The organism is Trichocoleus sp. AS-A1, assembly GCF_039962015.1.
Classification (GTDB): Bacteria; Cyanobacteriota; Cyanobacteriia; order Cyanobacteriales; family FACHB-T130; genus FACHB-T130.
Genome location: NZ_JAMPKG010000027.1, coordinates 47669 through 70911, shown reverse-complemented (window position 1 = coordinate 70911; position 23243 = coordinate 47669). Strand labels below are relative to the sequence as shown.

The following is a 23243-nucleotide window of genomic DNA, read 5'->3' as shown; positions in this document are numbered from 1 at the left end:
TGCTTTGAAAGGGTCTGCCTGCGATCGCGTAGGTGACACTCTTAACCTACAATCAATGCATAATCCAAAAGACTTGAGTAGCGCTGATATGTTTCACCAATCCGTCCATTTTCTAAAAATCATTCTCTTTTAGAGTTTTGATTTCTGATTTTGGTTCGTAGAAGATTGGCGGCGATCGCGTTAGCGAAGCGAGGCGTTAGCCTAGCGCTGAAAGAGTCAGTTCGAGTCTATCGCAGTAGCCACTGACAACCCTTTATTTGTGGCGACCTTAAGCTGAAATGATTTCAGTAGTATTTAATCTAAGGTGGCTTTAATCATACATTTGGCTTGCAGTACAACCAGCTCCCCTGTCTCAAAAACCGAACAACGCTGCATCAAACCAGACATGGCTGGAATCATTCCCCGATCTAGCATTCCTAACATCTCTTTCGCTAGCGGCTGCCACTGCCTAAACCAAGGATTGTTGGTAATATATTCAGAAGTAAATGCTGCGCGATCCAGCAAGAAAAAATCCACATCATAGGTTTGAATAAAATTTTGAATTTCTGCCAAATTCTGAGTGTACTGAGTGTGAATTAAATCGGTAGCTCGTTGGCGAATTTGACGCTCGTATATTACATGATAAGGATTTGCATACTCCCACCCGACTAAAATAGCTCTCCGGGAAAAAGTAGGCAGGTTATCCACTTCCTCTGATAAAGAAGCAATCAGAATATTTTTAGGTTGTTTCTGAAAAAATTCATATAGTGCTGGTGCTTTGCCAACGACATAGTTACTGTTTGGGAATTTTTCCAATAAGTACGGATAAAAGAGCATTGTAGTTCCTAAGAGAGTAGTGAATCCCAAAGCTATGAACTGCCGTCGAATTAAAAATTTATCTTGCTGCTTTGCCCATTTAAAAACTGCATCAAGCAGTGCGACTAATACGATTGCTGCACTCAAAATCATCACCAACTTGAAGCTATATCGCGTGTAACGAGCCGGAGCAAAAAGCTTGTAGAGCATGGCATGAGCAGCCACAAATATCCCGAAAGATGCTAGCGCAATCTGAGGCAAAATGATGATGTTGCTGGCAATTTGCTTAATTAGGGGAAACCTGTCGGGATAGCGCATCAAGATTGGCAAGAATAATCCCAGCAGAGATAGGGGATGTTCAAACACATTAGGCAAAAGACCACTATGTTGCCCAAATAGCCAAAACCACAGGGGATTAGTGTTATCAAAAAAAGGAATTCTTCCCGTTTGAGAAAATGCTGGTAACGATCTTAGCTCCATCCCAGCGATCGCTGGGCCAACTTCAGCGGATTTCAAGGCATAGGGCAAGATTGCTAGCAGGCAAAATCCCAGCCCAGTAGCGCTGAACAGATAATCAAGTCGATTCTTAGATAGATGGAGTCGCTGTCCGTCCCAGCGCCACAGTCTCAAGATTAAGATTCCGGCTAAAATGAACAACAACGGGGGATAAAAAAATCCAGCCAAAGCGATCGCGCCTAGACATAAAAATAAAGAGCGCCGCAGTAGATAGTACAAAAATGCTAGAAAAAATAAATAAATAAAAGATCGGGGAGTGCTAGAAACTAAATCATCTCTCATAGAAAGATTTTGATTGAGTAGCAGCGTACTAATAAATCCTGCTGCTGGTACCGGAAATATTTCCAGGCAGACTGCAAAACAGTAGGTGGTTGTCAGCAGTGTCAAAAAGACTGGTAGTAATTTACTCAAGCCAAGTGGCTCAATCCCCAAAAATGCTATCAATCGATAGAAAGCAGCATATCCCGAGGGGGTTATAGCTTGAAAATAGTCAGCAATAAAATCATTCGGAAACAAGCTTGAGTCTACAAATCGCTGCATCCAAAACACATATACCCGCGCATCATCTTGCACCACATACGAGCTACTGAAAGCCTGCTTGAGTCCCAAAAAACTATAAATGAGGGCGAAAGTTAAGCTTAAAGTGAACCAAAATATCATCTGAGATTTAGAAGTTTTAGCAGTCGAGGTTGTTAAAAATTTGTGCAGGTGAGTAATTACCATAGGTAAGGTGACAGACTTAAGTTGAATGGGCATAATGAAACGGAATAGACAAACCCCGTAATCCGACGCTAAGCAGAATTAAACTTAAAGCTCTTCATCAGACTAGACACGGCTGGGATAGTTCCTTGTTTCAGGGAAGCAGGAGCGTCTCCTAGGCGGCAGATGCAGGTAAGGGAGTAGCCGCATAAAGCAGCATACGCTACGTGAGGAGCGTATACACGTACCTGCGCTCCTCGCGTAGCGCTTTTCGCTCTCATCAACAAAATGCTCCCAGTTAGCTGCCTGGAGCGTACACAGGACACGCTCCAGGTAGCTTGCATCAGTTTGATGGGGTTGTAAGGGCACATGAACCCTTAGTGCCACCAGGGGTTCATGTGCGGAACTATGGCATTCGGCTGAGTAATTGGGCTAGACTTTGGACTTGAACGCCTTTGGATTTGTCGCGCTCATCGCCATTATTTGTCAATGACGCTACATCAATTACCAACCTGCTAACAGCTAGTAGAAACAAAAATATGGGGAAAATTTTAGTTACTGGTGCCGCTGGTTTTGTTGGTTTTTACTTGTGTAAACTGCTGCTAGATAGAGGAGAAGAGGTCATTGGCATCGATAATCTCAATGATTATTATGATGTCAATTTAAAACAAGCTCGTTTGGAGCAACTGAAGGACAAAAATAATTTTCAGTTTTACAAACTTGACTTGGCGGATCGTCAAGGAATTGCGGAGTTATTCGCGAATTCCCAGATTGAACAAGTACTACATATGGCTGCCCAGGCCGGTGTACGTTACTCGCTGCAAAATCCCCATGCTTATGTTGATAGCAATTTGGTGGGATTTACGAATATCTTAGAGGGGTGTCGGCATTCGCAAGTTAAACACTTGGTGTTTGCTTCTTCTAGTTCAGTTTATGGGGCAAATAAGAAAATGCCTTTTTCGGTGCATGACAATGTAGATCATCCGGTCAGCTTGTATGCAGCTAGTAAAAAGGCAAATGAACTGATGGCGCATACCTACAGTCATTTGTATGGTTTACCAACGACTGGCTTGCGCTTTTTTACAGTATATGGGCCGTGGGGTCGTCCAGATATGGCAATGTTTTTGTTTACCAAAGCCATTTTAGGAGGGCGTCCGATTGATGTTTTTAATTATGGTAAAATGCGGCGCGATTTTACATACATTGATGACATTGCAGAAGGAGTTTTACGAGTAGCTGATAAAATTCCACAACCAAATCCTGATCTAGCAGGAGCTGACTCCGATCCGGGAGTGAGTGCCGCACCTTATAAAATTTACAATATTGGCAATAATACGCCGGTTGAATTAGGGCGTTTTATCGAGGTTTTGGAAGATTGCCTCGGTACGAAGGCAGTGAAAAATATGCTGCCAATGCAACCGGGAGATGTTCCTGAAACTTATGCCGATATTACTGATTTACAAAGAGATGTTGGGTTCAAGCCTAGTACACCCATTGAGGTTGGAATTCCGCGTTTTGTTGAGTGGTATCGCTCTTTTTATGGAGCTTAGCGGTTAGTTATCAGTCATTAGTTCTATCCATGATTTAAAAAAATGACTAGAAACTAATGACTAATTCTTAACAATTAATCGCCAAGAGCTAGCGCAATCCAAGTTTCTTTTGCAAGAGTTTCTTGGCATTCTCTACTTCTGATTCTTGATTAGAAGTGTAGTAACGATCGTAGTAATAGTACGACCCACCGGCGTTTCTTCTCACACCGTTGGCAACCATACCCAAGACGGGGGCACTAGAGATTTTTAATGCATCTATCGCTTGTAGCAGGATGGAGCGATCGGTTTTGCCCAGTCTCGCTACCATGATCACGCCATTGGTATGGACAGCCAGGAGTCTGCCATCTGCCAGACCTAGTATCGGTGGCGTGTCATAAATCACTAGATCAAAAACAGCGTTCAACTGCTCCATCAAATACTGCATTCGCTTGGAGGAAAGCAGTCTGGTTGGGTCTGGTGGGATTTGTCCAGCGGTTAGCACGTAGAGATTGTCCCAGGAGGGCAAGCGCTGGATGGCTTCTCTGGGAGTTAGACCTGTGGCAATGACGTTGCTCAGCCCCTGGTGATTTTCTAAACCGAGGACATTATGAACCTGAGGACGCCGCAAATCTGCATCTACCAACAAAACTCGCTGTCCCATTGCCGCAGCCGCCTGTGCTAGGTGTACGGATACAGTGGATTTACCATCACCTGGGGACGCTGAGCTAACCACTAGCGAGTGGATGGGGGTATCAGAACCGAGAAAACGAATATTGGTATGGAGAGAACGGAAGGATTCTAAGAAGGGAGAAGCATTGTACCAACTAGCTTTGCGAGTGGTGGCACGCTCTTTGGATGGGGTCTCTCCGTTTTGGTTTTTGGCTGAGGCTCCGTTTCCATTTGGCTGGGCGAAGTTGGCGAGTTCTGCGATGGGTTTGAATAGTTTGAGTTCTTTGTGGTGGGGAATCAAGCCAAGAATGGGTAGTCGGGTGCTGTCTTTGAGTTCTTCGGGGGAGTGGAAAACATTGTCGAGTCGCTCTGCTAATAAGGCAGATGCCAGCCCTAACATTACCCCAGCGATCGCGCCTAATATCAGATTTCGCTTGGGCTTGGGAAAGATAGGATCTTCTGGCTTTTGGGGTTTGGCGATCAGCTGCCAGGGGAGAGCTTTCTGTGCTGCTTCAATTTGCAGGGTTTCCCGAACGGCTAGAAAGCGGTTTAAACTCTCGGTTGCGACGTTGAGTTCCCGCTGTAAATCTGTGTACTGACGGGCAATCAGGGGCAGTAGTCTAACTTGTTGATTTAAGCGCTTTTCGGCTTGGGCGATCGCATTGCCGCGAACTTCCAGAACCTGCACTTGGTTTGCCGCATCCACAAATTGCTGAATCAGCTCTAAGCGCACCGTGCTGGGGGAAGACAAATATTGCCGTTCGTTGAGACCAGACAGGTTATTTCCCAGTACCGCCGCCGCTTCTTGTTGCAACAAGGGCAGCAAATTTTGCTGCTGCTCTTTGAGTGATTGAATGGTAGGGCTTTCTTCCAGAAACCGGGCTGACTCGGTGGCAAGCTTGGTTTCGACTTCCTTAAGTTTGTTGAGTAACTGTTGGTAGCGGGGTGCTTCCGAAAGAGATGCAGCAGCGATCGCTTGATTGGGGGGTAGCCCTAACTGCTTTTGTAGCGTTGCATACAGCGACCGGACTTCATTATGTTTTAGTTGGTTATCGAGTTTTTGTTCCTCAACATTTGAGGCTAGCACGGCAAGTTGTTTGGCTTGTTCTTCCGGATCGAGGATGTTGTACCGCTGCCGGAACGTTTGCAGTTGTCCCTGGAGTTTGTCCACCCGTTGTTGAAGTCCAGGAAGTTGACCGTCTACAAACTTAATTCCCTGGTTGAGGTTAGTTTGCCGCTCCTGAAGAGAGTACCTCAAATAAACTTTAGCTAACTCAAATAATACATACTTGATTTTATCGGGATCGGTATCGCGGTAACGTACTTCTAAAATTTTTGTTTTATCTATTTGGGTAATTGTTAGGTTGTTTTCAAGAATGAGTGACTCATAGTCGATATCGGGATAGCGCTTTTGGATCTGAGCGATGAATGCCGCCATCCGTTCGGAACTGAGTAAAACTTTAATTTGGGTTTCGTAATCCAGACTAGAGTCGTTTAGAGCTGGCTCGATTGCCTGTAATTGAGTAAGTTTCGTCAGCTTATTTTCAGCCGTAACGGGTTCCACCAGGAGTTGGAACTTTCCTTCATACTTGGGTGTTTGGCTGAATGTCCATAAGCCGATTCCAGTCGTGACAACGATCGCCACCCCCGCAATCACCAAAGCACGGCGACGCACCACATTCAAGAGCTGACGAACATTCAAGTCGTCCTGGCTGTTTTCTAGAAACTGAGTTTCGTCGGTTAGCGGCAATGGCTGAAGTTGCTTGCCATTCCCTTTCGGCGATGACGGTTGAGAAAATTGGCCCGCTTCCATCTAAACCCCTGCACCTTGTTGGCTTGGTTGACGCGATCGCCAGGGAGATTCCTGGTTCTAGCCTCATTTTGTACCATGAAAGTGCAGGATGCTACATCCAAACGATCGAATTTTTTACTCAGCTCTTGATTGCGGCTCTCCAGACCTAGCCAACCACGTTTTTACTCAAAGATTCTAAAGAAGTTGAATAAGCTGAAAACCCCTCCCAGCGGACTCAACACCGTCCCCAGCGTGTCTGAGAAATTAGCGAGGTTAGAGCGGTTCACCACCACCACGTCGTTATTGCGTAGAATCGGATTGTTTTGATCGTTGATGCCCTGAGCAAAATTGACCGGGACGTTCCGCTTAGAAATGGTGCCATTGGCGTTGAGACGAATCAGCTCTACCGAACTCCTCCGGGCACGATTGTTAAATCCTCCGGCTGCCAGCACCGCTTGATTCAAGGTCGTATTGGGTGGCAGTTCAATCGTCCCTGCTTTGGCGACTTCCCCGACCACATTGACCCGAATGGTGTTGGGAGAGAAGCTAGCCGATGCGACTTGGGGTACCTCAGAGGGGTCGATATTGCTGGCAGTAGGCACCACCACGGTATCTCCCTCTTGCAAGATGACATCTTGGGTGACATCTCCGGACTGTAAAAGTTGCCAGAGGTTGATATTGAGGACTTTTTCGGGTCCCGAACGGGCAGAACGGCGGACTTGAACCTGGCGAATATCTGCTAAGGAGGTAATTCCCCCTGCAACTTGAATGGCTTGGGTCACGGTGGCAGGAGTGCTGCTAGAAGCCGCAGTCGCATTCGCCTCAGGGGGAGTATTCGCAGTGGCGATGGTGGTTGGTGACACGATATAAGGCCCTGGACGGGATACTTCTCCGACTACGACAATCTTGATTGGCCCGGTGTTCTGGGGCGCAAAGCTGGCATCCGCTAAGGTACGGGATTCATCGGCGTTGATTTGGGGGCTGGTGGGGATAAACAGCGAGTCTCCATCTCGCAAAGTGAGATCTTGACTCAAATCACCGTTGTTGAGTAATTCCCAGAGATTGACAGCGATGACTCCCGATGAACCGGGTGAAATGCGGCGCAGTTCTACTTGGCGGATATTGGCGGCTTGAGTAATGCCCCCAGCCAATTGCAGTGCTTGCGTGACGGTGGGAAATTGATTGCCTTCGGTTAGGTTAACGGTATAGGAACCCGGACGATTGACTTCCCCAGCCACTGCGATTTTGACGGGACGGGGTGCCAGCAGAGTAATGGTCAGCAGGGGGCGTCGGATGTAGCGACCGTATCTGCTAGAAATTTCATCGGTTGCTCTTTCGAGGCTCAATCCCCGAACGGGTACGCTGCCAATGATTGGCAGGTTGAGCGTACCATCGATTAGCACCTGGTACTCTCCGCTGTATTCAGGAACCTCAAAAATATCCAGCCGGACGCGATCGCCTGCGCCTAGAGTATATGGGGCCTCCGATCCACGTCTGGTAGATGTTCCCGCTGGGGCAGCAGAAGGGCGCAATCCGGGGAGTTGCGCGATCGCTGGTGATGAAACCGTCATTGCCGCCACAAATAGGAGCGCCAAGCCCACAACGGTTCGGGTAGCCAGTTTCGGAAAACTAGCACCGCTATTACAAAAATCAGAACTTGTTTCACGATGCCTTTTGGCGCTCAAGTTAGCACTCTTCATTCCAAATCTGTTAAACCTCGTTACACAAAGTCACGCCATTGACGGATACAATCCGTAAAAAGTTGCAGTATAAAGTTTAATCACCAACGTAATTTTCCCAAACTCGTGTACCTTTGAGGTGGCAAGGAATTTTTGGGTATGAGGAGGATAAGGTTATGACGCCAGCAACAGGTAGGAGCCGTGTCAGTGCAAGTAAAAAGAAATTGTGGTACCGGGTACACATCCTACTAAGTTCCATGTTTTTGGGCAGTACGATCCTCTATGCATCTGCCAGTCTGGCTACCACCAAGGCAAGTTCTACCAACGGGAATGCTTCAGCACCAGCCAAGGGTAGCGGTTCAATGGGTGATGCACTCTTAAAAACGATGCTGGGAGCTGACGCGCTGCGTTCTAACCCGCCTGCTCCTTCAACCACCACCCGTTCTAGCTCTTCGCTGCCAGCGATTAGCAATCCAGCCGCCCCAGGAAGAAGTTTACAGCAACCCGGAGCCGTCTCGACGCCCACTCAATTGGCTCAAGCCAGCTCCTTCCCGGATGTACAAGGTAGCTGGGCGCAGACCTTTATTGAAGCACTCGCACAGCGAGAAGTGATCGTAGGCTTTCCAGATGGCTCTTTCCGTCCTGACGAGCCGGTGACACGCGCTCAGTTTGCCGCCATGATCCGGAAGGCTTTTCAAAGACCTGCAATTCGCCAAGCGGTGGATTTTGTGGATGTACCTGCCAATTACTGGGGTTACACGGCGATTCAGGAAGCTTATCGGACGGGATTTCTAGAAGGATACCCCAACCAGGTTTTCCAGCCGAATCAAAACATCCCCCGCGTCCAAGTCTTGGTGTCTTTGGTCAGCGGACTTAACCTGAATCCAACCGCAGATACCGCCTCGATTTTAAATGGTTTATTTCAGGATGCTGGCAGCATTCCTGCCTATGCCCGCACTAGTGTTGCTGCTGCCGCACAAAATCAACTGGTTGTCAACTATCCAGATGTGGCGCTGTTAAATCCCAATCAGTTAGCCACCCGTGCTGACGTGGCAGCGTTTATTTACCAGGCTTTAGTGAATGCTGGGCAAGCGCCGCAGATTCCTCCAACGGATGTTGCCGCTCGTTACGTGGTTGGCTACGAACCAGTGGCAACAACACCGCCTCCCCTGACAGCAGAACAAGTTGCAGCCTTGCGCCAACAGTATCGGCTTCCTGCACCACCGATAGTAGAACAGCTGCGGCGGTTGATTGGGGGAAATTCTAGTATTACGACACCCACGGCTTTCGGCGCTGACCGAGGGCAGGCATTTATCGGAGCTGGCTTCCAAGAAAGAACCCGCAACAGCAACAAGGCAGATGGGGTAATCGCTGCGGGTATTGGTCTGGGCGATGCTCGCAAAGCCGTGGGTGTAGAAGGCGTTATCTCAATTTATGACCTATTCGGCGATGATAGCTTTGAAGATGGTGGCATCAGCTTCAAGATTCACCGTCAGTTTGCTAATGACCTAGCCGTGGCGGTTGGAGTGGAAAATATAGATACCTTTGGAAATCCCGATCCGGGGTACAGCACCGTTTACGGTGTCGTCAGTAAAGTTTTTCCGCTAGGATCTCGGACAACCGCAGGCTTCTCCCCCTCAGTTACTGCCTCTGTGGGTTTGGGTGGGGGTCGCTTTCGCTCAGTACCTGATATTGAGGCTGGCAGAGATTCTGTCAATCCGTTTGGTAGTATCGGCGTGCGCGTAGCTCAACCAATATCGGTCATTGCCGAATGGAGTGGTCAAGATTTGAATGTGGGTGCTTCGATCGCTCCATTCGAGAATATACCGCTGATCATCACTCCAGCGCTTGCTGATGTAACCGGAAATGCTGGTGATGGGGCACGTTTTATCCTAGGCGTCGGTTACGGCATTACTTTCTAAGTTCTTTGCTCACAAAACAAAAGCCATGAACATCAAACGTCTTTCTTTAAATCTCAGTCTAGGTTTAGTTTTAGGTTCTTCTCTACTGTTTTCGGAAACAGCATTTGCCCAAACTCCCGGCTTCAATTCAGATGTCACCGGCCCGATTATGACGACTAGCGACGTTGTCAATGGAGCCTTCATACCCGACAGAGGCGGGCGGGGAAGACTCGCATTCAGAACGGAGGCGATCGCATCTGCTGTCAATCAGGCAGCAGCCACAGTCAACTCCCAGACCGCCAATAACAGCTTGGGGAACGTTTTGACAGGGACTGGAAATGTTGCTGCTAGCGCCAGCCAGCTGGAAAGCGGTCTGGTGAATGCTACTGAAGGCATTAATCCGACCCTGGCTCGTGACGTGGTTGCCAACTTGCAAGGGTTAACTGCAAATGGTAGGGTCGATGCGGTTCGGCTGGCGGCGGCAGTTGAAGCCTACAATGCTCTCATAAACTCCAGTAGCGGCGTATTTTTGAGCGAGCCTCCCGATGAGCTGCTAGCGATTCAATCCGTCCTAGCCGCCTTGCTGAATGCGGCTTTTGGAGCAGGTTAATGCTGTCGTTATTGCAGCGTCTATGTACTGAAGTTCGATGGAAGTAGCATTTGGTTGAGATGTCAGGGGTAACATTTAGGTTAACTCAACTCGTATGTTGCCCTGTCTTAATCTTTGGTATTAGCTTTAAGCCAGAAATGCAAAAAATATCATAATCATTACAAACTACTTTCTATCCTTAATTGACAAATAGATAGGATAGATTTAAGTAGACATTTATGTTTTTCGTTAAATACATTTCCAGAACGGTACGTTTTCTTAAGCTCCCTGATGGCGACAAAAACCTCAGTAAGCGAGTCTTACATGGAATTTCATGGGCAGTTGTAAGCACCGTCATTAGTAGATCTTTAACTTTCGGAATAGCTCTTATTCAGTCTAATCTTTTAGGTAAGCAGGGATATGGAGAGCTGGGAATGGTCTTAAGCACTTTACTGTTATTTGGAGTGCTGTCTTCAGGATACGGAGCGACTTGCTCCAAGTTTATTTCTGAGCTAAGACTTACATATCCAGTCCGGGCTGCACGAATATTTGCTCTGTCAACAACATGGGTTGTAATTCTAACCATAATAACTTCTGGTGCTTTAATAATTTTTTCAGATTTTATAGCCAATAATATTTTAAATGAACCCCGTTTAGCACCCCTGCTTAAACTCGCTGCGATCGCACTGGGTATACAATCATTAATTGGTGTTTGTAATGGTGTTCTTTATGGTTTACAGGCATTTAAAATACTTAATCTTGCCACACTTTCTCAGGTGATTGTATGGTTTCCTGCAACAGCTATGCTTACATATCAATGGGGTTTGTTAGGGGCTATGTTTGCTTACGTAATCTCCTATATTTTAAGCTTCTTAATATATATTTTGGCTGTAGTGAAAGAGTGCAAGAGGCATAACTTTTTGCCTGTTTTTGATAATATGTGGCTAGAATCTTCAGTTTTAGTTAATTACACTTTGCCAATTGTCATCAATAATTTCCTAGTCATTCCCACTAATTGGATAGGTAATGCCATTTTGAGCCAGCAAAGGAATGGCTACTCATCTCTAGGCGGCTACAATGCAGCTAGCCAGTGGCGAATTTTAGTTTTACAGGGACCATTTTTGCTCCAGTCAACTCTCAGCCCAGTCCTGAGCGAAATGTTGGGAAAAGGTGATATATCCGGGTTTTCCAAATTATTTTATATTGCTTATAGAACTGTTTTTGGAATAGTCATACTGACAGGGGTATCAGCTATACTTTTTAGTAAATCACTTTTAACTATCTTTGGTAAAGATTTTACATCTGAATACCTTTTGATGGGATTGATTATGCTTACGGCAACAATTATATCTTTATCGGGTATTGTAGGAATGGCTCTTCAGTTAATTAATCGTAATTGGATAGCTTTACTCGTTAATATAGTCATGGGAGTTGTATCAATCGGACTAATCGTTGTGCTGGTTCCTCAATATAGTTCAGTAGGATTAGCATTTGCCTTTACTATGGCTTATTTACTACAAAGTTTTTTAAGTATTTATTTATTAAATAAATTTATTCCAGAAATAAATTTATTTTTTATGAGTAACCTCCTGCTAAAAGCAGTATTAATCTGTGTAATAGCTGTTTTAGTGACGCAACTATCTGGTTGGATTGGTGCAGCTTGTCAGGGAATTACAATAATACTTGCAATTATGTTCAGTCAGCAGATATTTTATGAAAGTGTTTCAAAAATGAAAAAGTATAATAATAAAATAAATAATAGTGGTTAAGAAATTTGTAATATTTTGAATGAAAAAATATTTTATTATTGTAATATCATAAAAAAATCAATCATCAAGACATTGCCCTATATTAATTATGCATTTTTCGGAGTAGATGAGTTTCGTTTGCCATTTTGAAGGGTATTTTGTAAAGCAAAGCCAAAATTTTAGATATTACTGCTGTTTCAAAAGCCTATACGCAGAGTCTCTTAGATCCTGAATTTAAGGTTTTTGCCAATGGTATGGAATTAAAAATTATTTATTATAAAAGGGCTGAAACAATACTCAATACTGTTAAGTACCGTAAGAATAACCTTAAAAGACTTTATTACTAAACTTGATTATACACCTCTAGGTTCAGCTTTGAATGAAATATGTTTATCAGCAATCATCAAGCAGAATGTTAAAATACACTATCGCAACCTTTGTTGGGCTGTTATTCTTTCAATACCAAGCAAGACTAAATTCACTCTGTTGTAACCTATGAAATTTGCAAATGGAGCTATAGGAATCGCTAATTTGAATGCTACCATGCTCAGATGTGGAGTTACATTAAATCCAGAAGAATTTATTAGGATTATCAGCAATACGTATCACGCAATTGAAGCCGAAAGCTATGACGATACACATATTGAGATTACGCAGTTTGCTAAGCCTTTCTTTAAAGAAGTTTTGCTCCAAACGCTAGATATTATCCCACATTCCTTTAGTGTTCTTGATCTTGGATGTGGCACTGGTTATGCTTTACAGACACTCCTTGAGATTTGTCCCAAAAGCCGTTTGCACCAAGTAATGTGTAGCGATCTCAGTTCAGACATGGTGGTGAAAGCGCAGCAGAACTTAACAGCTAAAAATATAACTACTGAAACTTTTGTAGGTACTGTTGCAGATTTAGTAATGTGGACTCAACCTTTTGATATGGTCTTGACTAATTCTGTCCTCCATCATATTGCAGATATAGAAAGTTTCTTAGCAAACATTGCTTCTTTAGTAAAACCAGGAGGAGTCTATGTCATGGGTCATGAGCCATCATCAAGGTTCATGGCTAATCCAGAGTGCCGTGCAGCTTATGAACGCTGGCAGACATTACGAACTTGGAGGCGGCGATTGTGGTTTATAGATCCCTTATTTTATAAACGAGTCCTTAGCAAATGGTCAGGACATAGTCAACCAGACATCCTTCAGAAAACATCTGATAAACTGCTACGTACAGGAGTAATTACTAAGCCGTTAACCCCTCGCGAGGTTCGGATGATGGTTGATATTCATGCTCCTTGTGATCTTCCTGGAGATTTCTGTTTAGGATTACCAGGGTTTGATCCCTTGAAGCTTGGGTCTGAGTATCTGCCTGGCTTTCATACCATATGTTGGCGTTCTTACAATGCCTGGATAGCCCCCGCTAAATGGGCAAAGACAGCCAATGCTTTGAACAAAAAATTTTCCTTAGATGGCGGCAGCTTTACAGCTGCTTGGCAACGTGATAGAAAACCTAATTAGTAATCTTTTAACTTGAATCAAAATGCACATAGGTTTTGTCACTACAACATTTCCACCAGATAATGGCTGGGATGGTATAGGCTCCTATGTATTTCATATGTCTCGGGGATTGGTATCTCTAGGACATCAAGTGACAGTTATTTGTGGCTTTGGTAAAGAACCACGAGAATCTTCTGAAAATGGCCTGCGAATCATACGAGGATTAAACACGCAAAGAGCGAATGTTCAAAATTTACAAGCCCAAGCATTTAAGCTTTTAGTTCAGGTAATTCAAGAACATAATTTAGACGTAGTTGAATTTCCAGAGTACAGCGCACTTGGGTTAGAATTTCAAAGGCATTACCCGAATTTTCCAACAGTGGTGAAGCTCCACGGTGATAGTCAACTTTGCCGCCTGGGTGCAGCTCCCTTACTGAAGCGATGGACAATACAGTTAGATTACCAAATTCGCCCCAACTTACTGGCTCAAATGGAAAGAGAAACTATTGCACGTGCTGATGCAGTTGTATCCCCTTCAACTTGGCTTATGCAGCAGTGCTTAAAGCGTCGGTGGTACCTTCCTAAGTCTCGTTACATTATTGCAAATCCATTCGGCGGTTGGGTTTATGAACCAGACTTTTTGTCTGAAAAAGACTATACAATTCCTAGAGTCGTATCATTAGGTCGATTAGATTTCCTCAAGGGTGCCGCTCAAATGCCTTCTATCTTTCGTAGTGTCTGGCAAGAGCTTCCTGAGACTTGTTTTGAAGTTCTGGGGCAATCAATCCCTCGTAAGGATGGAAGCAATTGGGGCGATTGGCTTATAAGTAGAATTTCTAAAGAACACCATTCTCAAGTAGCAATTCGAGGGGGAATTCCTTACCTTGACTTACCCAGTTACTTGAATAAACATTCTGTAGGTTTCTTCGCCTCAACTTGGGAAAGTTTTGGGTACACCCATGTGGAATGTATGTATGCTGGTATTGCCTGTGTCATTGGTTCTAATGGTGGAGCGCAGGAATTAGGGATTAATGGTGTGAGTTGTTTGAACACTTCGCGTACAGGAGAGAATATTGCGAAAGGCTTAGTGAAATTGTTAAAAAATTCAGCTCTAAGAAGAACTATTAGTGAAACAGCTCGTCAACACGTTCTTAATAAATATTCCCCAACTGGCATTGCGAATCAGATGACGGAAGTTTATCAGCGGACGATTCAGAGGGGACAATCACAATGAATACCTGGCAGGCTGCATGGGTGCTTTCTTCGCTTATGGCAGGGGGAATATTTTTCTTTTCCAAGAAAAGCAGGCTTACATTTATAGAGAGCCTTCTACTGGCAATAGCTTGGTTTCCGGCTCCCCTATTTTATGCCGTTAAAGGTTCAAATAGCGTTGTATATCTGTTCGATTTTGCAGTCCCTTTCGCTTTGTATTTTGCTATAGAAAGATGGAAGTTTGTACCTCAAAATATTCGAGTGGTCAGTGGACTTTTGTTCTTTTCGGCAGGATTTATGCCTGTGTTTACAGCCATAGGCTACGCAACGCAGCAAGTTACATTTTTGCTAGCTCTTATCAATATGTACCGGCTTATAGGAGCCATGTCCTTATTAGTCTATTTCAGTGCTATCCGACCAAATCGACCAATCAAACAAACATGGATAATGACTGGATTTGTATGGGGATGTTTAGTTATTATCCTGGCAATGTTTCTTCAAGGGCAAGAATATGTCAACAGTAATGTTTTAGAAGCTATTAGAGCCGTTACCGATCCAAATTACATTCGCTATGAAAATGATCTTAATCAGAAGTTTATTGTTCTTGGAATGTTTAGAGGCTCCTTAGGTATTTTAGGAGGTCTGGCTGTAGCTTTGTCCATAACCAAAAATCCAAAAGCAGAATTCCCCCCTTTTTTACGTTTAATCAGTGGTATTTCTGGCATTTTAATAATTTTTTTAACAGGTTCAAAAACAGCTTTGGTATCTGTTGTATTTATAGTATTATTAGTTATCTTAAGTAGGGGGTCTTTTTCATCTCGCATTACAGCTTTAGTGGTTTCATTAATTACGGCAGGAGCCGTTTTTTTTGTATTTACCTCTTCTGATGCATTTAAATATATTCCAGTAGGTATGCGTGACATAATTACCTCTAAAGGTTCATCAGCAGAAACTCTTGATTCTCGTATTATTAGATATATAGAATCTTTTAAAACTTTAAATGAACATCCTGAAATATTAACAGGTTTTATTTCCGAACTCCCTTTTTATTCAGGAACTAGAGAATTAAACTTAAGTTACTTTCATAATGAATATCTATCAATACTTATGCTAGGAGGAATTTGGAGCATTACTACATATGTAGTAGGTTTATGGAAAATGGGTCAGTTATTCTTCTTCCAAAAGAACCAGTATTTAGGGTTTCAAAATTTTGCTGGTCTATTATTTATTGAATCTATTGTACAGGGCTTATCTGTTGCCCATTTACAGCCAGCTCTTCTGTTTGTCACCCCTGTAGCTATTAGTTGCTGTATATATGGTTTTGGTAGTATCCCCGAGTATAAGCAGGTAAAAATTGCCGATGATCGAGCTTTAGTAAATACCAGAGAAAAAAGCAAGTTTAAATTTAATTAATTTATAAGGTGGAATAAACGAAGAAATGAATCTAGCTGATTCAGTAACCATTGGAATAACTACAAAAAATCGAAGTTGCGAACTTGATGAAACTCTTAATAGGTTAGTGGCGTTTAAGTTAAATGAGTTACCCATAATTATTTTTGATGATGCTTCTGATGAGCCTGTTGATACATTAGCAAAAACTTTAAGTCAATTTAAAAAGTTGACACTTATTAGGAATAAGCAAAGTAAGGGATTGGTTGTTAACCGAAATCGGATAATTGAAATGGCTAAAACTGCATACTTAATCAGCCTTGATGACGACTCTTGTTTTGCAGATGAGCCACCTTTAGAAAATTCTATTAAGTATCTAGAACGGTATCCACTTGTAGTAGCGTTAGAGTTTGCAAATATTGAAATTAATCAACCAAAGGCTCAAAATATAAAACCAGAAATTCATATAGTAAAAACCTATACAGGATGCGGACATATCCTACGCTGCTCTACCTTCCTTGAGCTAGGTGGTTATCGCGAGTATTTCTTCCAAATGGCCGAAGAAAGTGATTTTTGCCAACGAGCTTGGCGAAAAGGGTATGAAATCCATACATTTCCTAGTATAGTTGTGCATCATCGCCGCACTTCTACATCTCGATTGCCTGATAAAATAGCTTTTTACCAAGTTAGAAATATTGTTTTATACAATCTTTTAAACAAGCCGTTTCTAGTTGGGGTTAGGAATGCAATTGCCATCTATCCACTTTTAGTAACGAAAAATTTACGGTATCCAAAGTTGATTTTGCACACTACTCTAGGTTGGATAAATGGAATAATTTCTGTAGCAATCTATTGGAAAGACCGCACACCGATGTCTTGGACTCAATATTCTACTTATAAGAGTTTGCCTGTTCCAGTTGAACCTCAAAATAGTTTAAAAAGCTAAATATATATAGATATAATCGAAGTTGTTGATAGGGAAAATCAATGAACATAAATACAGTTGTCAATGCAAATAATAATGTTTATGCTGATGAAAAACTATCTTTCTCGGATATGCCAAAACGTTTTCCTCGACATAGAAATGAGGCACTGGTAAGTTTAGCCGGTTCCGGTCATCGAGTTTTAGAAATAGGATGTGGTGGAGGAAATGTTCTTTATAATCTTAAAAATCGTTTTGATGAACTTTATGGATTAGAAATTTCGCCAATTCGGGCTGAAAAAGTCAAAAAAGAATTGATGAGAAATGGCTTAAAAGACAATATACTTGTTGGCAACATTGAGGATAAATTAGAATTCTCAGAAGGTTTCTTCGATGTTATAGTATGGGCAGATGTCATAGAGCATATTGTAGATTTATGGTCAGCAATGGCTGAAATAAAAAGATTACTGGCTACTAATGGAAGGCTAGTAACCTGTACTCCCAATATTGCGGAACTACGTCGCCGATTACTCTTGTTAATAGGTCGATTTCCATCCACTGGAGGCACTGATGAAGGTTTGAATGTAAAGCCTAAAGACCTTTTTGATGGAGGTCATTTGCACTATTTCACGTTTTCGTCTTTGGCTAAGTTGTATCGACGATACGATATAGAGCCAACTGAATCTTTGGGTTTTGGAAGACTAGGGCGTTTTCATAATATATACCCACCTTTATTTTCTAGTGCTATCTGCCTGGTTGGGAGAAAACATACCGAAGAAGGAAAATAAAATGCCTACTTTAGCTATACTTTTCACTAACTATGGCCCCTACCATGTAGCTCGCCTGGAAGGCTGTCAACAAGTCTATAGGCAATCAAACTGGAATGTAGTTGGCTTAGAATTAGCGTGTTCCCAGGCTGCTTATGCTTGGAGACCTGAAAATAAAACTAATGTTGTCTCTATATTTCCGGACCAACAACTTGAGCAAATTAAGTTTGTTCGGCTTATACAACGATTTTTTACGGTTCTATCAGAGGTTTCTCCTGATGCTTTAGCAATCGCAGGGTACGCCAGACCTACTATGCTTTTAGCTTTACTGTGGTGCCTCTGGCATGGAAAAATCGCTATCTTGCTATCTGACTCTAAGGAAGATGATGCACCTCGTAGTTGGTGGCGGGAAACACTTAAAAGCTGGATACTTAAAGGGTATAAAGCGGCATTAGTAGCTGGACAAACACACAAGAGTTACTTAGTTAAATTAGGCATGGCTCCCAATACTATTTTCTTGGGGTATGACGTAGTAGCTAATGAAATATTTTCTCCTCAAAAGATTAAATGTCTTCCGAGACCTGTTGAAAAACCTTATTTTCTGGCCGTCAATCGTTTTATACCTGAGAAAAATATTTTTGGATTGATCTCATCTTATGCAGCCTATTACCAGAAAGCCGATTCTCGTGCCTGGGATTTAGTCCTGTGTGGGGACGGTCAACTTCGCTGCCAAATTGAACAGTATATTGCTGAATTAGCTTTACAAAACGTTGTCCATTTACCAGGCTTTCTTCAGCAGAATGAATTGCTTCCTTACTTAGCCCATGCCAGCTGCTTTGTTCATGCCAGTATTAAGGATACTTGGGGACTTGTCGTAAACGAAGCAATGGCAGCAGGGTTGCCGGTCTTAGTTTCCAAGCGCTGCGGTTGTTTTGAGGATTTAGTTATTGAGGGTAAGAACGGTTTTGGGTTTGCCCCTGAAAAGCCGGAGCAACTGACTGAGCTAATGAGAAAAATAAGTTCAAAAACAGTAGATTTAAAAGTAATGGGAGCAGCATCGTTTGAACATATTCAAAACTTTTCTCCAATCTATTTTGCAGAAAGTTTGATGCAAGCTGTTGAATCTGCGCTAGTGCATAATTAGCTTCCACGTACTAAATTGTATGTAGTATAATATTCCACTTTAAAAGCTTTTGCCTGGAGTTGAGAAAAGTGAAAGTTCTCCATATCATTCCCTCAATCGCTCCAGTGCGAGGTGGAGCTAGTCTGGTAGTTTTGGAACTGGTTAAGGCATTGCGAGAGCATGGAGTAGAGACTGAGATTGTTACGACAAATGACAACGGCTGTGCGTTATTAGATGTCCCATTAGGGGAGTCCGTTGAGTACGAACAAGTTCCGGTTTGGTTTTTCCCTAGGTTTTCTCCACCTATTAATGCTGTAAGGGAATTTGCGTTTTCCAGTCAACTAACTGCTTGGCTTTGGCGGCATATTTCTTCATACGATATTTTGCACATCCGTGGCACTTTTTCATATCCATCTACGGTGGCAATGGTGATAGCTCGCATTAAAGGCATTCCCTACATTTTTCAACCTCAGGGTCAACTTTGTGAATGGCCTTTGCAACAGGGTGCCTTCAAAAAACAAATTTTCCTTACCTTGATACAGTGGGCTAACCTTAATGACAGCAAAACCCTTCATTTTACTTCCCAGCAGGAGGAGCAAGAAACCTCTAAACTGAGTCTGAAGGCACCCAGTTTTGTTCTGCACAATGGCTTGTTCACAGCAGATCCCATTCCAGAAGCTCACTATCGACTGCGGCAATTGCTTCAGGTTCCGGAGGATGAACCAGTCATCTTGTTCTTGTCTCGTCTCCACGCCAAGAAGGGTTTAGACTATCTTATTCCCGCCTTGGGGCAACTGGCAGATCAACGCTTTACCTTCGTATTGGCAGGAAGCGGTTCTCCTGAGTACGAGCATACTATTGATGATCTCTTAGCCACGGCTGGCATTTGCGATCGCACTTATCGCGCTGGCTTCGTCTCCGGTGAAATAAAAGACTTGTTGCTGCAAGGCGCGGATTTATTTGCGCTGACTTCCTACTCGGAAAATTTTGGCATTGCGGTTTTAGAAGCAATGGCAGCGGGGAAGCCAGTTCTCGCCACCTCTGGCGTTGCTCTCGCTTCTGTAGTAGAACAGTATCAACTTGGTTATGTAGCAGAACTGGATGTGGAAGCGATCGCGTCTGCTATTGAACACTGCCTGCACCATCCACAAGAAGCTCAACAAATGGGTCAACGTGCCCGAAAACTGGTTCTTGAGCAGTACACGTGGAGTCCTGTAGCGACCAAGATGATTGAAATTTACACCTCTATTCTTAAGTAAGCAGCCAATCTCTTTCCTTCAATGAGTAGTTCTAATAAATTTATGGCAACAATTTTACAACGCTATCAATATCCTTATCAAGATAGTAATTTAACTAATGCCCATGGCTTTTTGATGCCTCCACTGCTATCAATAATTCAAAATAATAAGAATACTGATGATAAAAAAAAGCTTCGGATTCTGGATTTAGGTGCAGGAAATGGAAGCCTCAGTCATGCGATCGCCCAGAAAGGGTATGAAGTTGTGGGGGTCGAGGAATCCGAGCAGGGCTTTTCCATAGCTCAACATAACTTTTCAGATTGTCATTTTATCCAAGCTAGTATTTACGATTTACCTTATGCTGAATTAGAAAATTCTTTTGATATAGTTATATCGGTGGAAGTAATTGAGCATCTTCTATACCCTAGAGAGTTAGTAAAAGCAGCTAACAAATGTCTTAAACCCAATGGAACTTTAATTTTGACTACACCTTATCACGGCTATATAAAAAATATTGTGCTTTCTCTTTCAGGCAGAATGGATAAGCACTTTCATGTTCTTTGGGATGGGGGTCATATTAAATTTTTTTCCGTAAAAACTTTGACTGAATTATTGAAGTCAGAAGGGTATACAGATATTCATTTCAAGTTTGCTGGTAGATTTCCCTACGTTTGGAAATCAATGTTGTGTTCCTGTTCTCCGATGCGGCAAGAAACTTGATGCTGCTTTCTGTAATTATCTTAACAAAGGATGAAGAGGCAAACCTCCCTAAGTGTTTGGCTAGTCTGCAAAATCTAGGTGCAGAAGTTTTTGTAGTTGATGCTGGAAGTAGCGATCGCACAGTGGAAATCGCTAGAGAATCAGGTTGTCAAGTCTTCGAGCATCCTTTTGAGAATCATGCAGCTCAAATCAACTGGGCTATAGAGAATTTACCTATCAAAACTCCCTGGATTATGCGCCTCGATGCTGATGAGCGATTAACGCCAGAGTTAGTTGAAGAATTAAAACAAATCTTACCTTATACAGAGGAGAAAATAACTGGCTATCAAGTGAAACGCCGCGTGTTTTTCATGGGGCGTTGGATACGTCATGGCGGTTATTATCCGACTTGGTTACTGCGAATTTGGCGCACAGATTTTGGCGTTTGCGAACAGCGATGGATGGATGAACATATTGTTCTTAAACAGGGGAAAATTGCTAAATTTAAGGACGATATCATTGACGAAAACAAAAAAGGCTTGAGCTTCTGGATAGACAAGCACAACCGCTATGCAGATCGGGAAGTGAAAGATATGGTGAGCTTAGTAGCAGAAAAAGAAGACGATTTGTTAAAAAGCAGTCAATATTCTCAAGCTATTGGGCGACGCTGGATCAAAAAAAACCTCTACACGCGATCGCCTCTTTTCCTCCGCGCCTTTGTCTACTTCTTCATGCGATACATTATCGGCTTAGGTTTTCTAGATGGCGTAGAAGGTTTAATCTTCCATTTTTTACAAGGCTTTTGGTATCGCTTCTTAGTCGATGCCAAAATTTATGAAGAACAAAAGAAGCGATCGGCTCTTAGCTGAAAGTATACCGCTATTTCAGCACAAACGTAAAAAGTACCGTTTTTTGTGTTTAGCAATCTCAGCGCTGATCGTCCTGCCGATTGGGATTATTCCCGTGCGAATAGCGATCGCTTTCTCTCAAACACCGATACCTCAGGCTATCTTCACCCTCGGCGGTGGTCCAGCCAGAGAAAAGTTCACTGCCCAATTTGCCCAAACTCATTCTTCCCTGGAAATCTGGGTTTCTTCCGGTACGCGCCCTGACAAAGCTCGTGAGTTTTTTCGAGACGCTGGCATTCCAGATGAACGAGTACATCTCGACCGGCGTGCGGTTGATACGGTAACTAACTTTACCTCTCTGGTGGCTGACTTTAAAAGTTTAAATATTCAGCATCTCTATTTGATTACTTCTGACTTTCATATGCGTCGCGCTATTGCGATCGCTACCCTCGTTCTGGGTAGTCGAGGTATTGCTTTCACCCCTGTCTCCATTCCCTCCAATCAACCCCCCGAATCCTGGCTCCACATCCTCCGCGACTTTGGACGGGCGCTGTTTTGGATTTTTACTGGTCACACTGGTGCTAGTCTGAATAATCCAAAATTAAACATCAAATAATTTTAATATTTACTTTTGATAGTTCTAAATAGATTAAGCCTGTATTAGACCTCCTGCATGAATAGGAAAGCGTGTGACAGTTGATGATCGTAGGGAAGCAAAGCACGCTAGATTTTGGATAGGAACAAATATTCAGTTGCAGCAATGCAATATCGGGAGTTAGAGCATCTATCAAAGACTGAGTTCAAGCGCTGGTGTGGAGTGAGCCGGGGGACTTTCCGCGAGATGGTCGAGGTGGTACGTCCGCACTTAGATCGGCAAGGACGACGGGGTGGGCAAGCGAAACTAAGTGTCGAAGACCACGTATTAGTGGCCTTGGCATACTGGCGAGAGTATCGTAGTCAGTTTCACATCGGCGTGAGTTGGGGATTGCACGAAACCACAGTCGGACGAATTGTGAGAAAAGTGGAAGACCTGCTGGTTAAGAGCGGCAAGTTTCGCCTTCCGAGTCAGCGTCAGTTGTATCAGCCCGGATGGGAGTGGAAGGTAATGGTGGTCGATGTCGGCGAGGTAGAGATTGAACGTCCCCAAAAAAACAGAAACGCTACTACAGCGGTAAGCAGCATTGCCATACGCTAAAAGCACAGTTGGTAGTGGAGTTTGAAAGCGAACAAATCATTTGTACGGCTGTCGATACGGGTAGAACCCATGACTTCAAGCTGCTCAAGCGCAGTCGCTTGCCGTTTGTCTCATCCCAGTTGTGTTTAGCTGACCGAGGATACCAAGGATTTGCCAGACGTCATGCTGGCGCTTGTACCCCCGCCAAGAAGCGACGCCAGCAACCTTTAGTTGAAGAGGAAAAGCAGCATAATCGGGCTTTAGCTCGGCTACGAGTCAAAGTGGAGCATGTGATTCGTCGCTTCAAGATATTCCGCATTTTCTCAGGTCGGTATCGCAACCGCAGAAAACGGTTTGGCCTGCGCTTAAACCTAATTGCTGGGCTACTCAACTATGAACTGGCACACCCTTCATGATTCATGCAGGAGGTCTATTGTATGGGTCAATAAATTCTCATATCAGTAAG

The 23243-nt window shown here is 43.4% G+C and carries 19 protein-coding genes; 16 read left to right on the top strand and 3 right to left on the bottom strand.

Features of this window, described 5'->3' with window-relative positions; translation table 11 throughout:
* Positions 1 to 294: 294 nt before the first annotated feature.
* Complete coding sequence (locus NC994_RS19745) at positions 295 to 2067, bottom strand: hypothetical protein (protein WP_242030596.1); 1773 nt, start codon at positions 2065 to 2067, stop codon at positions 295 to 297.
* A gap of 482 nt (positions 2068 to 2549) precedes the next feature.
* Between NC994_RS19745 and NC994_RS19740 the strand changes: the two genes are divergently transcribed.
* Positions 2550 to 3560: an NAD-dependent epimerase gene (locus tag NC994_RS19740; protein WP_190434912.1), complete on the top strand. Its 1011-nt coding sequence runs from the start codon at positions 2550 to 2552 to the stop codon at positions 3558 to 3560.
* A gap of 88 nt (positions 3561 to 3648) precedes the next feature.
* Here the strand turns inward: NC994_RS19740 and NC994_RS19735 are convergent, their stop codons facing one another.
* Together NC994_RS19735 and NC994_RS19730 are read right to left on the bottom strand one after the other, a co-directional pair.
* Positions 3649 to 6021, bottom strand: a complete 2373-nt coding sequence (locus NC994_RS19735; RefSeq protein ID WP_190434880.1) for a polysaccharide biosynthesis tyrosine autokinase — start codon at positions 6019 to 6021, stop codon at positions 3649 to 3651.
* Positions 6022 to 6182: 161 nt separating this feature from the next.
* The gene (locus NC994_RS19730; RefSeq protein ID WP_190434877.1) at positions 6183 to 7700 is read right to left on the bottom strand and encodes an SLBB domain-containing protein; all 1518 of its coding nucleotides are present in this window, start codon (positions 7698 to 7700) and stop codon (positions 6183 to 6185) included.
* 155 nt (positions 7701 to 7855) lie between these two features.
* On the opposite strand from NC994_RS19730, the gene NC994_RS19725 reads away from it, so the two are divergent.
* From NC994_RS19725 to NC994_RS19655, 15 genes are all read left to right on the top strand, one after another.
* Complete coding sequence (locus tag NC994_RS19725; protein WP_190434874.1) at positions 7856 to 9601, top strand: S-layer homology domain-containing protein; 1746 nt, start codon at positions 7856 to 7858, stop codon at positions 9599 to 9601.
* 25 nt (positions 9602 to 9626) lie between these two features.
* Positions 9627 to 10190 carry a hypothetical protein gene (locus NC994_RS19720; RefSeq protein ID WP_190434871.1) on the top strand — a complete coding sequence of 188 codons (564 nt, stop codon included), beginning with the start codon at positions 9627 to 9629 and terminating at the stop codon, positions 10188 to 10190.
* 218 nt (positions 10191 to 10408) lie between these two features.
* Positions 10409 to 11938, top strand: a complete 1530-nt coding sequence (locus NC994_RS19715) for an oligosaccharide flippase family protein (protein WP_190434868.1) — start codon at positions 10409 to 10411, stop codon at positions 11936 to 11938.
* A 474-nt stretch (positions 11939 to 12412) separates the two neighbouring features.
* Positions 12413 to 13426, top strand: coding sequence for a class I SAM-dependent methyltransferase (locus tag NC994_RS19710; protein ID WP_190434865.1), 1014 nt, complete (start codon positions 12413 to 12415; stop codon positions 13424 to 13426).
* A gap of 22 nt (positions 13427 to 13448) precedes the next feature.
* Positions 13449 to 14639: a glycosyltransferase family 4 protein gene (locus tag NC994_RS19705; RefSeq protein ID WP_190434863.1), complete on the top strand. Its 1191-nt coding sequence runs from the start codon at positions 13449 to 13451 to the stop codon at positions 14637 to 14639.
* On the top strand, positions 14636 to 16030 hold the full coding sequence (locus NC994_RS19700) for an O-antigen ligase family protein (protein WP_190434860.1): 1395 nt from the start codon (positions 14636 to 14638) through the stop codon (positions 16028 to 16030). The genes NC994_RS19705 and NC994_RS19700 overlap by 4 nt, the downstream gene beginning before the upstream one ends.
* A 25-nt stretch (positions 16031 to 16055) precedes the next feature.
* On the top strand, positions 16056 to 16952 hold the full coding sequence (locus NC994_RS19695) for a glycosyltransferase (protein WP_190434855.1): 897 nt from the start codon (positions 16056 to 16058) through the stop codon (positions 16950 to 16952).
* A 41-nt stretch (positions 16953 to 16993) separates the two neighbouring features.
* Positions 16994 to 17716 carry a class I SAM-dependent methyltransferase gene (locus NC994_RS19690; protein WP_190434852.1) on the top strand — a complete coding sequence of 241 codons (723 nt, stop codon included), beginning with the start codon at positions 16994 to 16996 and terminating at the stop codon, positions 17714 to 17716.
* A 1-nt stretch (position 17717) separates the two neighbouring features.
* Positions 17718 to 18839, top strand: a complete 1122-nt coding sequence (locus tag NC994_RS19685) for a glycosyltransferase (RefSeq protein ID WP_190434849.1) — start codon at positions 17718 to 17720, stop codon at positions 18837 to 18839.
* Between the two features lie 68 nt (positions 18840 to 18907).
* Positions 18908 to 20077, top strand: a complete 1170-nt coding sequence (locus tag NC994_RS19680) for a glycosyltransferase (RefSeq protein WP_190434846.1) — start codon at positions 18908 to 18910, stop codon at positions 20075 to 20077.
* 42 nt (positions 20078 to 20119) lie between these two features.
* Positions 20120 to 20776: a class I SAM-dependent methyltransferase gene (locus NC994_RS19675; protein ID WP_190434843.1), complete on the top strand. Its 657-nt coding sequence runs from the start codon at positions 20120 to 20122 to the stop codon at positions 20774 to 20776.
* Positions 20743 to 21624 (top strand): glycosyltransferase family 2 protein, encoded by an 882-nt coding sequence (locus NC994_RS19670; protein ID WP_199299578.1) that lies wholly within the window; start codon positions 20743 to 20745, stop codon positions 21622 to 21624. The genes NC994_RS19675 and NC994_RS19670 overlap by 34 nt, the downstream gene beginning before the upstream one ends.
* Complete coding sequence (locus NC994_RS19665; RefSeq protein WP_190434840.1) at positions 21590 to 22219, top strand: YdcF family protein; 630 nt, start codon at positions 21590 to 21592, stop codon at positions 22217 to 22219. Before NC994_RS19670 ends, NC994_RS19665 begins: the two co-directional genes overlap by 35 nt.
* A 144-nt stretch (positions 22220 to 22363) precedes the next feature.
* Complete coding sequence (locus NC994_RS19660) at positions 22364 to 22798, top strand: transposase family protein (protein ID WP_199299577.1); 435 nt, start codon at positions 22364 to 22366, stop codon at positions 22796 to 22798.
* A gap of 8 nt (positions 22799 to 22806) precedes the next feature.
* On the top strand, positions 22807 to 23193 hold the full coding sequence (locus NC994_RS19655; protein ID WP_242030595.1) for a transposase family protein: 387 nt from the start codon (positions 22807 to 22809) through the stop codon (positions 23191 to 23193).
* Positions 23194 to 23243 lie beyond the last annotated feature (50 nt).

Bases quoted from the DNA above. Each gene is read 5' to 3' on its own strand.
- NC994_RS19745 (WP_242030596.1), bottom strand. From the start codon at position 2,067: ATGCCCATTCAACTTAAGTCTGTCACCTTACCTATGGTAATTACTCAC.
- NC994_RS19740 (WP_190434912.1), top strand. From the start codon at position 2,550: ATGGGGAAAATTTTAGTTACTGGTGCCGCTGGTTTTGTTGGTTTTTAC.
- NC994_RS19735 (WP_190434880.1), bottom strand. From the start codon at position 6,021: ATGGAAGCGGGCCAATTTTCTCAACCGTCATCGCCGAAAGGGAATGGC.
- NC994_RS19730 (WP_190434877.1), bottom strand. From the start codon at position 7,700: ATGAAGAGTGCTAACTTGAGCGCCAAAAGGCATCGTGAAACAAGTTCT.
- NC994_RS19725 (WP_190434874.1), top strand. From the start codon at position 7,856: ATGACGCCAGCAACAGGTAGGAGCCGTGTCAGTGCAAGTAAAAAGAAA.
- NC994_RS19720 (WP_190434871.1), top strand. From the start codon at position 9,627: ATGAACATCAAACGTCTTTCTTTAAATCTCAGTCTAGGTTTAGTTTTA.
- NC994_RS19715 (WP_190434868.1), top strand. From the start codon at position 10,409: ATGTTTTTCGTTAAATACATTTCCAGAACGGTACGTTTTCTTAAGCTC.
- NC994_RS19710 (WP_190434865.1), top strand. From the start codon at position 12,413: ATGAAATTTGCAAATGGAGCTATAGGAATCGCTAATTTGAATGCTACC.
- NC994_RS19705 (WP_190434863.1), top strand. From the start codon at position 13,449: ATGCACATAGGTTTTGTCACTACAACATTTCCACCAGATAATGGCTGG.
- NC994_RS19700 (WP_190434860.1), top strand. From the start codon at position 14,636: ATGAATACCTGGCAGGCTGCATGGGTGCTTTCTTCGCTTATGGCAGGG.
- NC994_RS19695 (WP_190434855.1), top strand. From the start codon at position 16,056: ATGAATCTAGCTGATTCAGTAACCATTGGAATAACTACAAAAAATCGA.
- NC994_RS19690 (WP_190434852.1), top strand. From the start codon at position 16,994: ATGAACATAAATACAGTTGTCAATGCAAATAATAATGTTTATGCTGAT.
- NC994_RS19685 (WP_190434849.1), top strand. From the start codon at position 17,718: ATGCCTACTTTAGCTATACTTTTCACTAACTATGGCCCCTACCATGTA.
- NC994_RS19675 (WP_190434843.1), top strand. From the start codon at position 20,120: ATGGCAACAATTTTACAACGCTATCAATATCCTTATCAAGATAGTAAT.
- NC994_RS19665 (WP_190434840.1), top strand. From the start codon at position 21,590: ATGAAGAACAAAAGAAGCGATCGGCTCTTAGCTGAAAGTATACCGCTA.
- NC994_RS19660 (WP_199299577.1), top strand. From the start codon at position 22,364: ATGCAATATCGGGAGTTAGAGCATCTATCAAAGACTGAGTTCAAGCGC.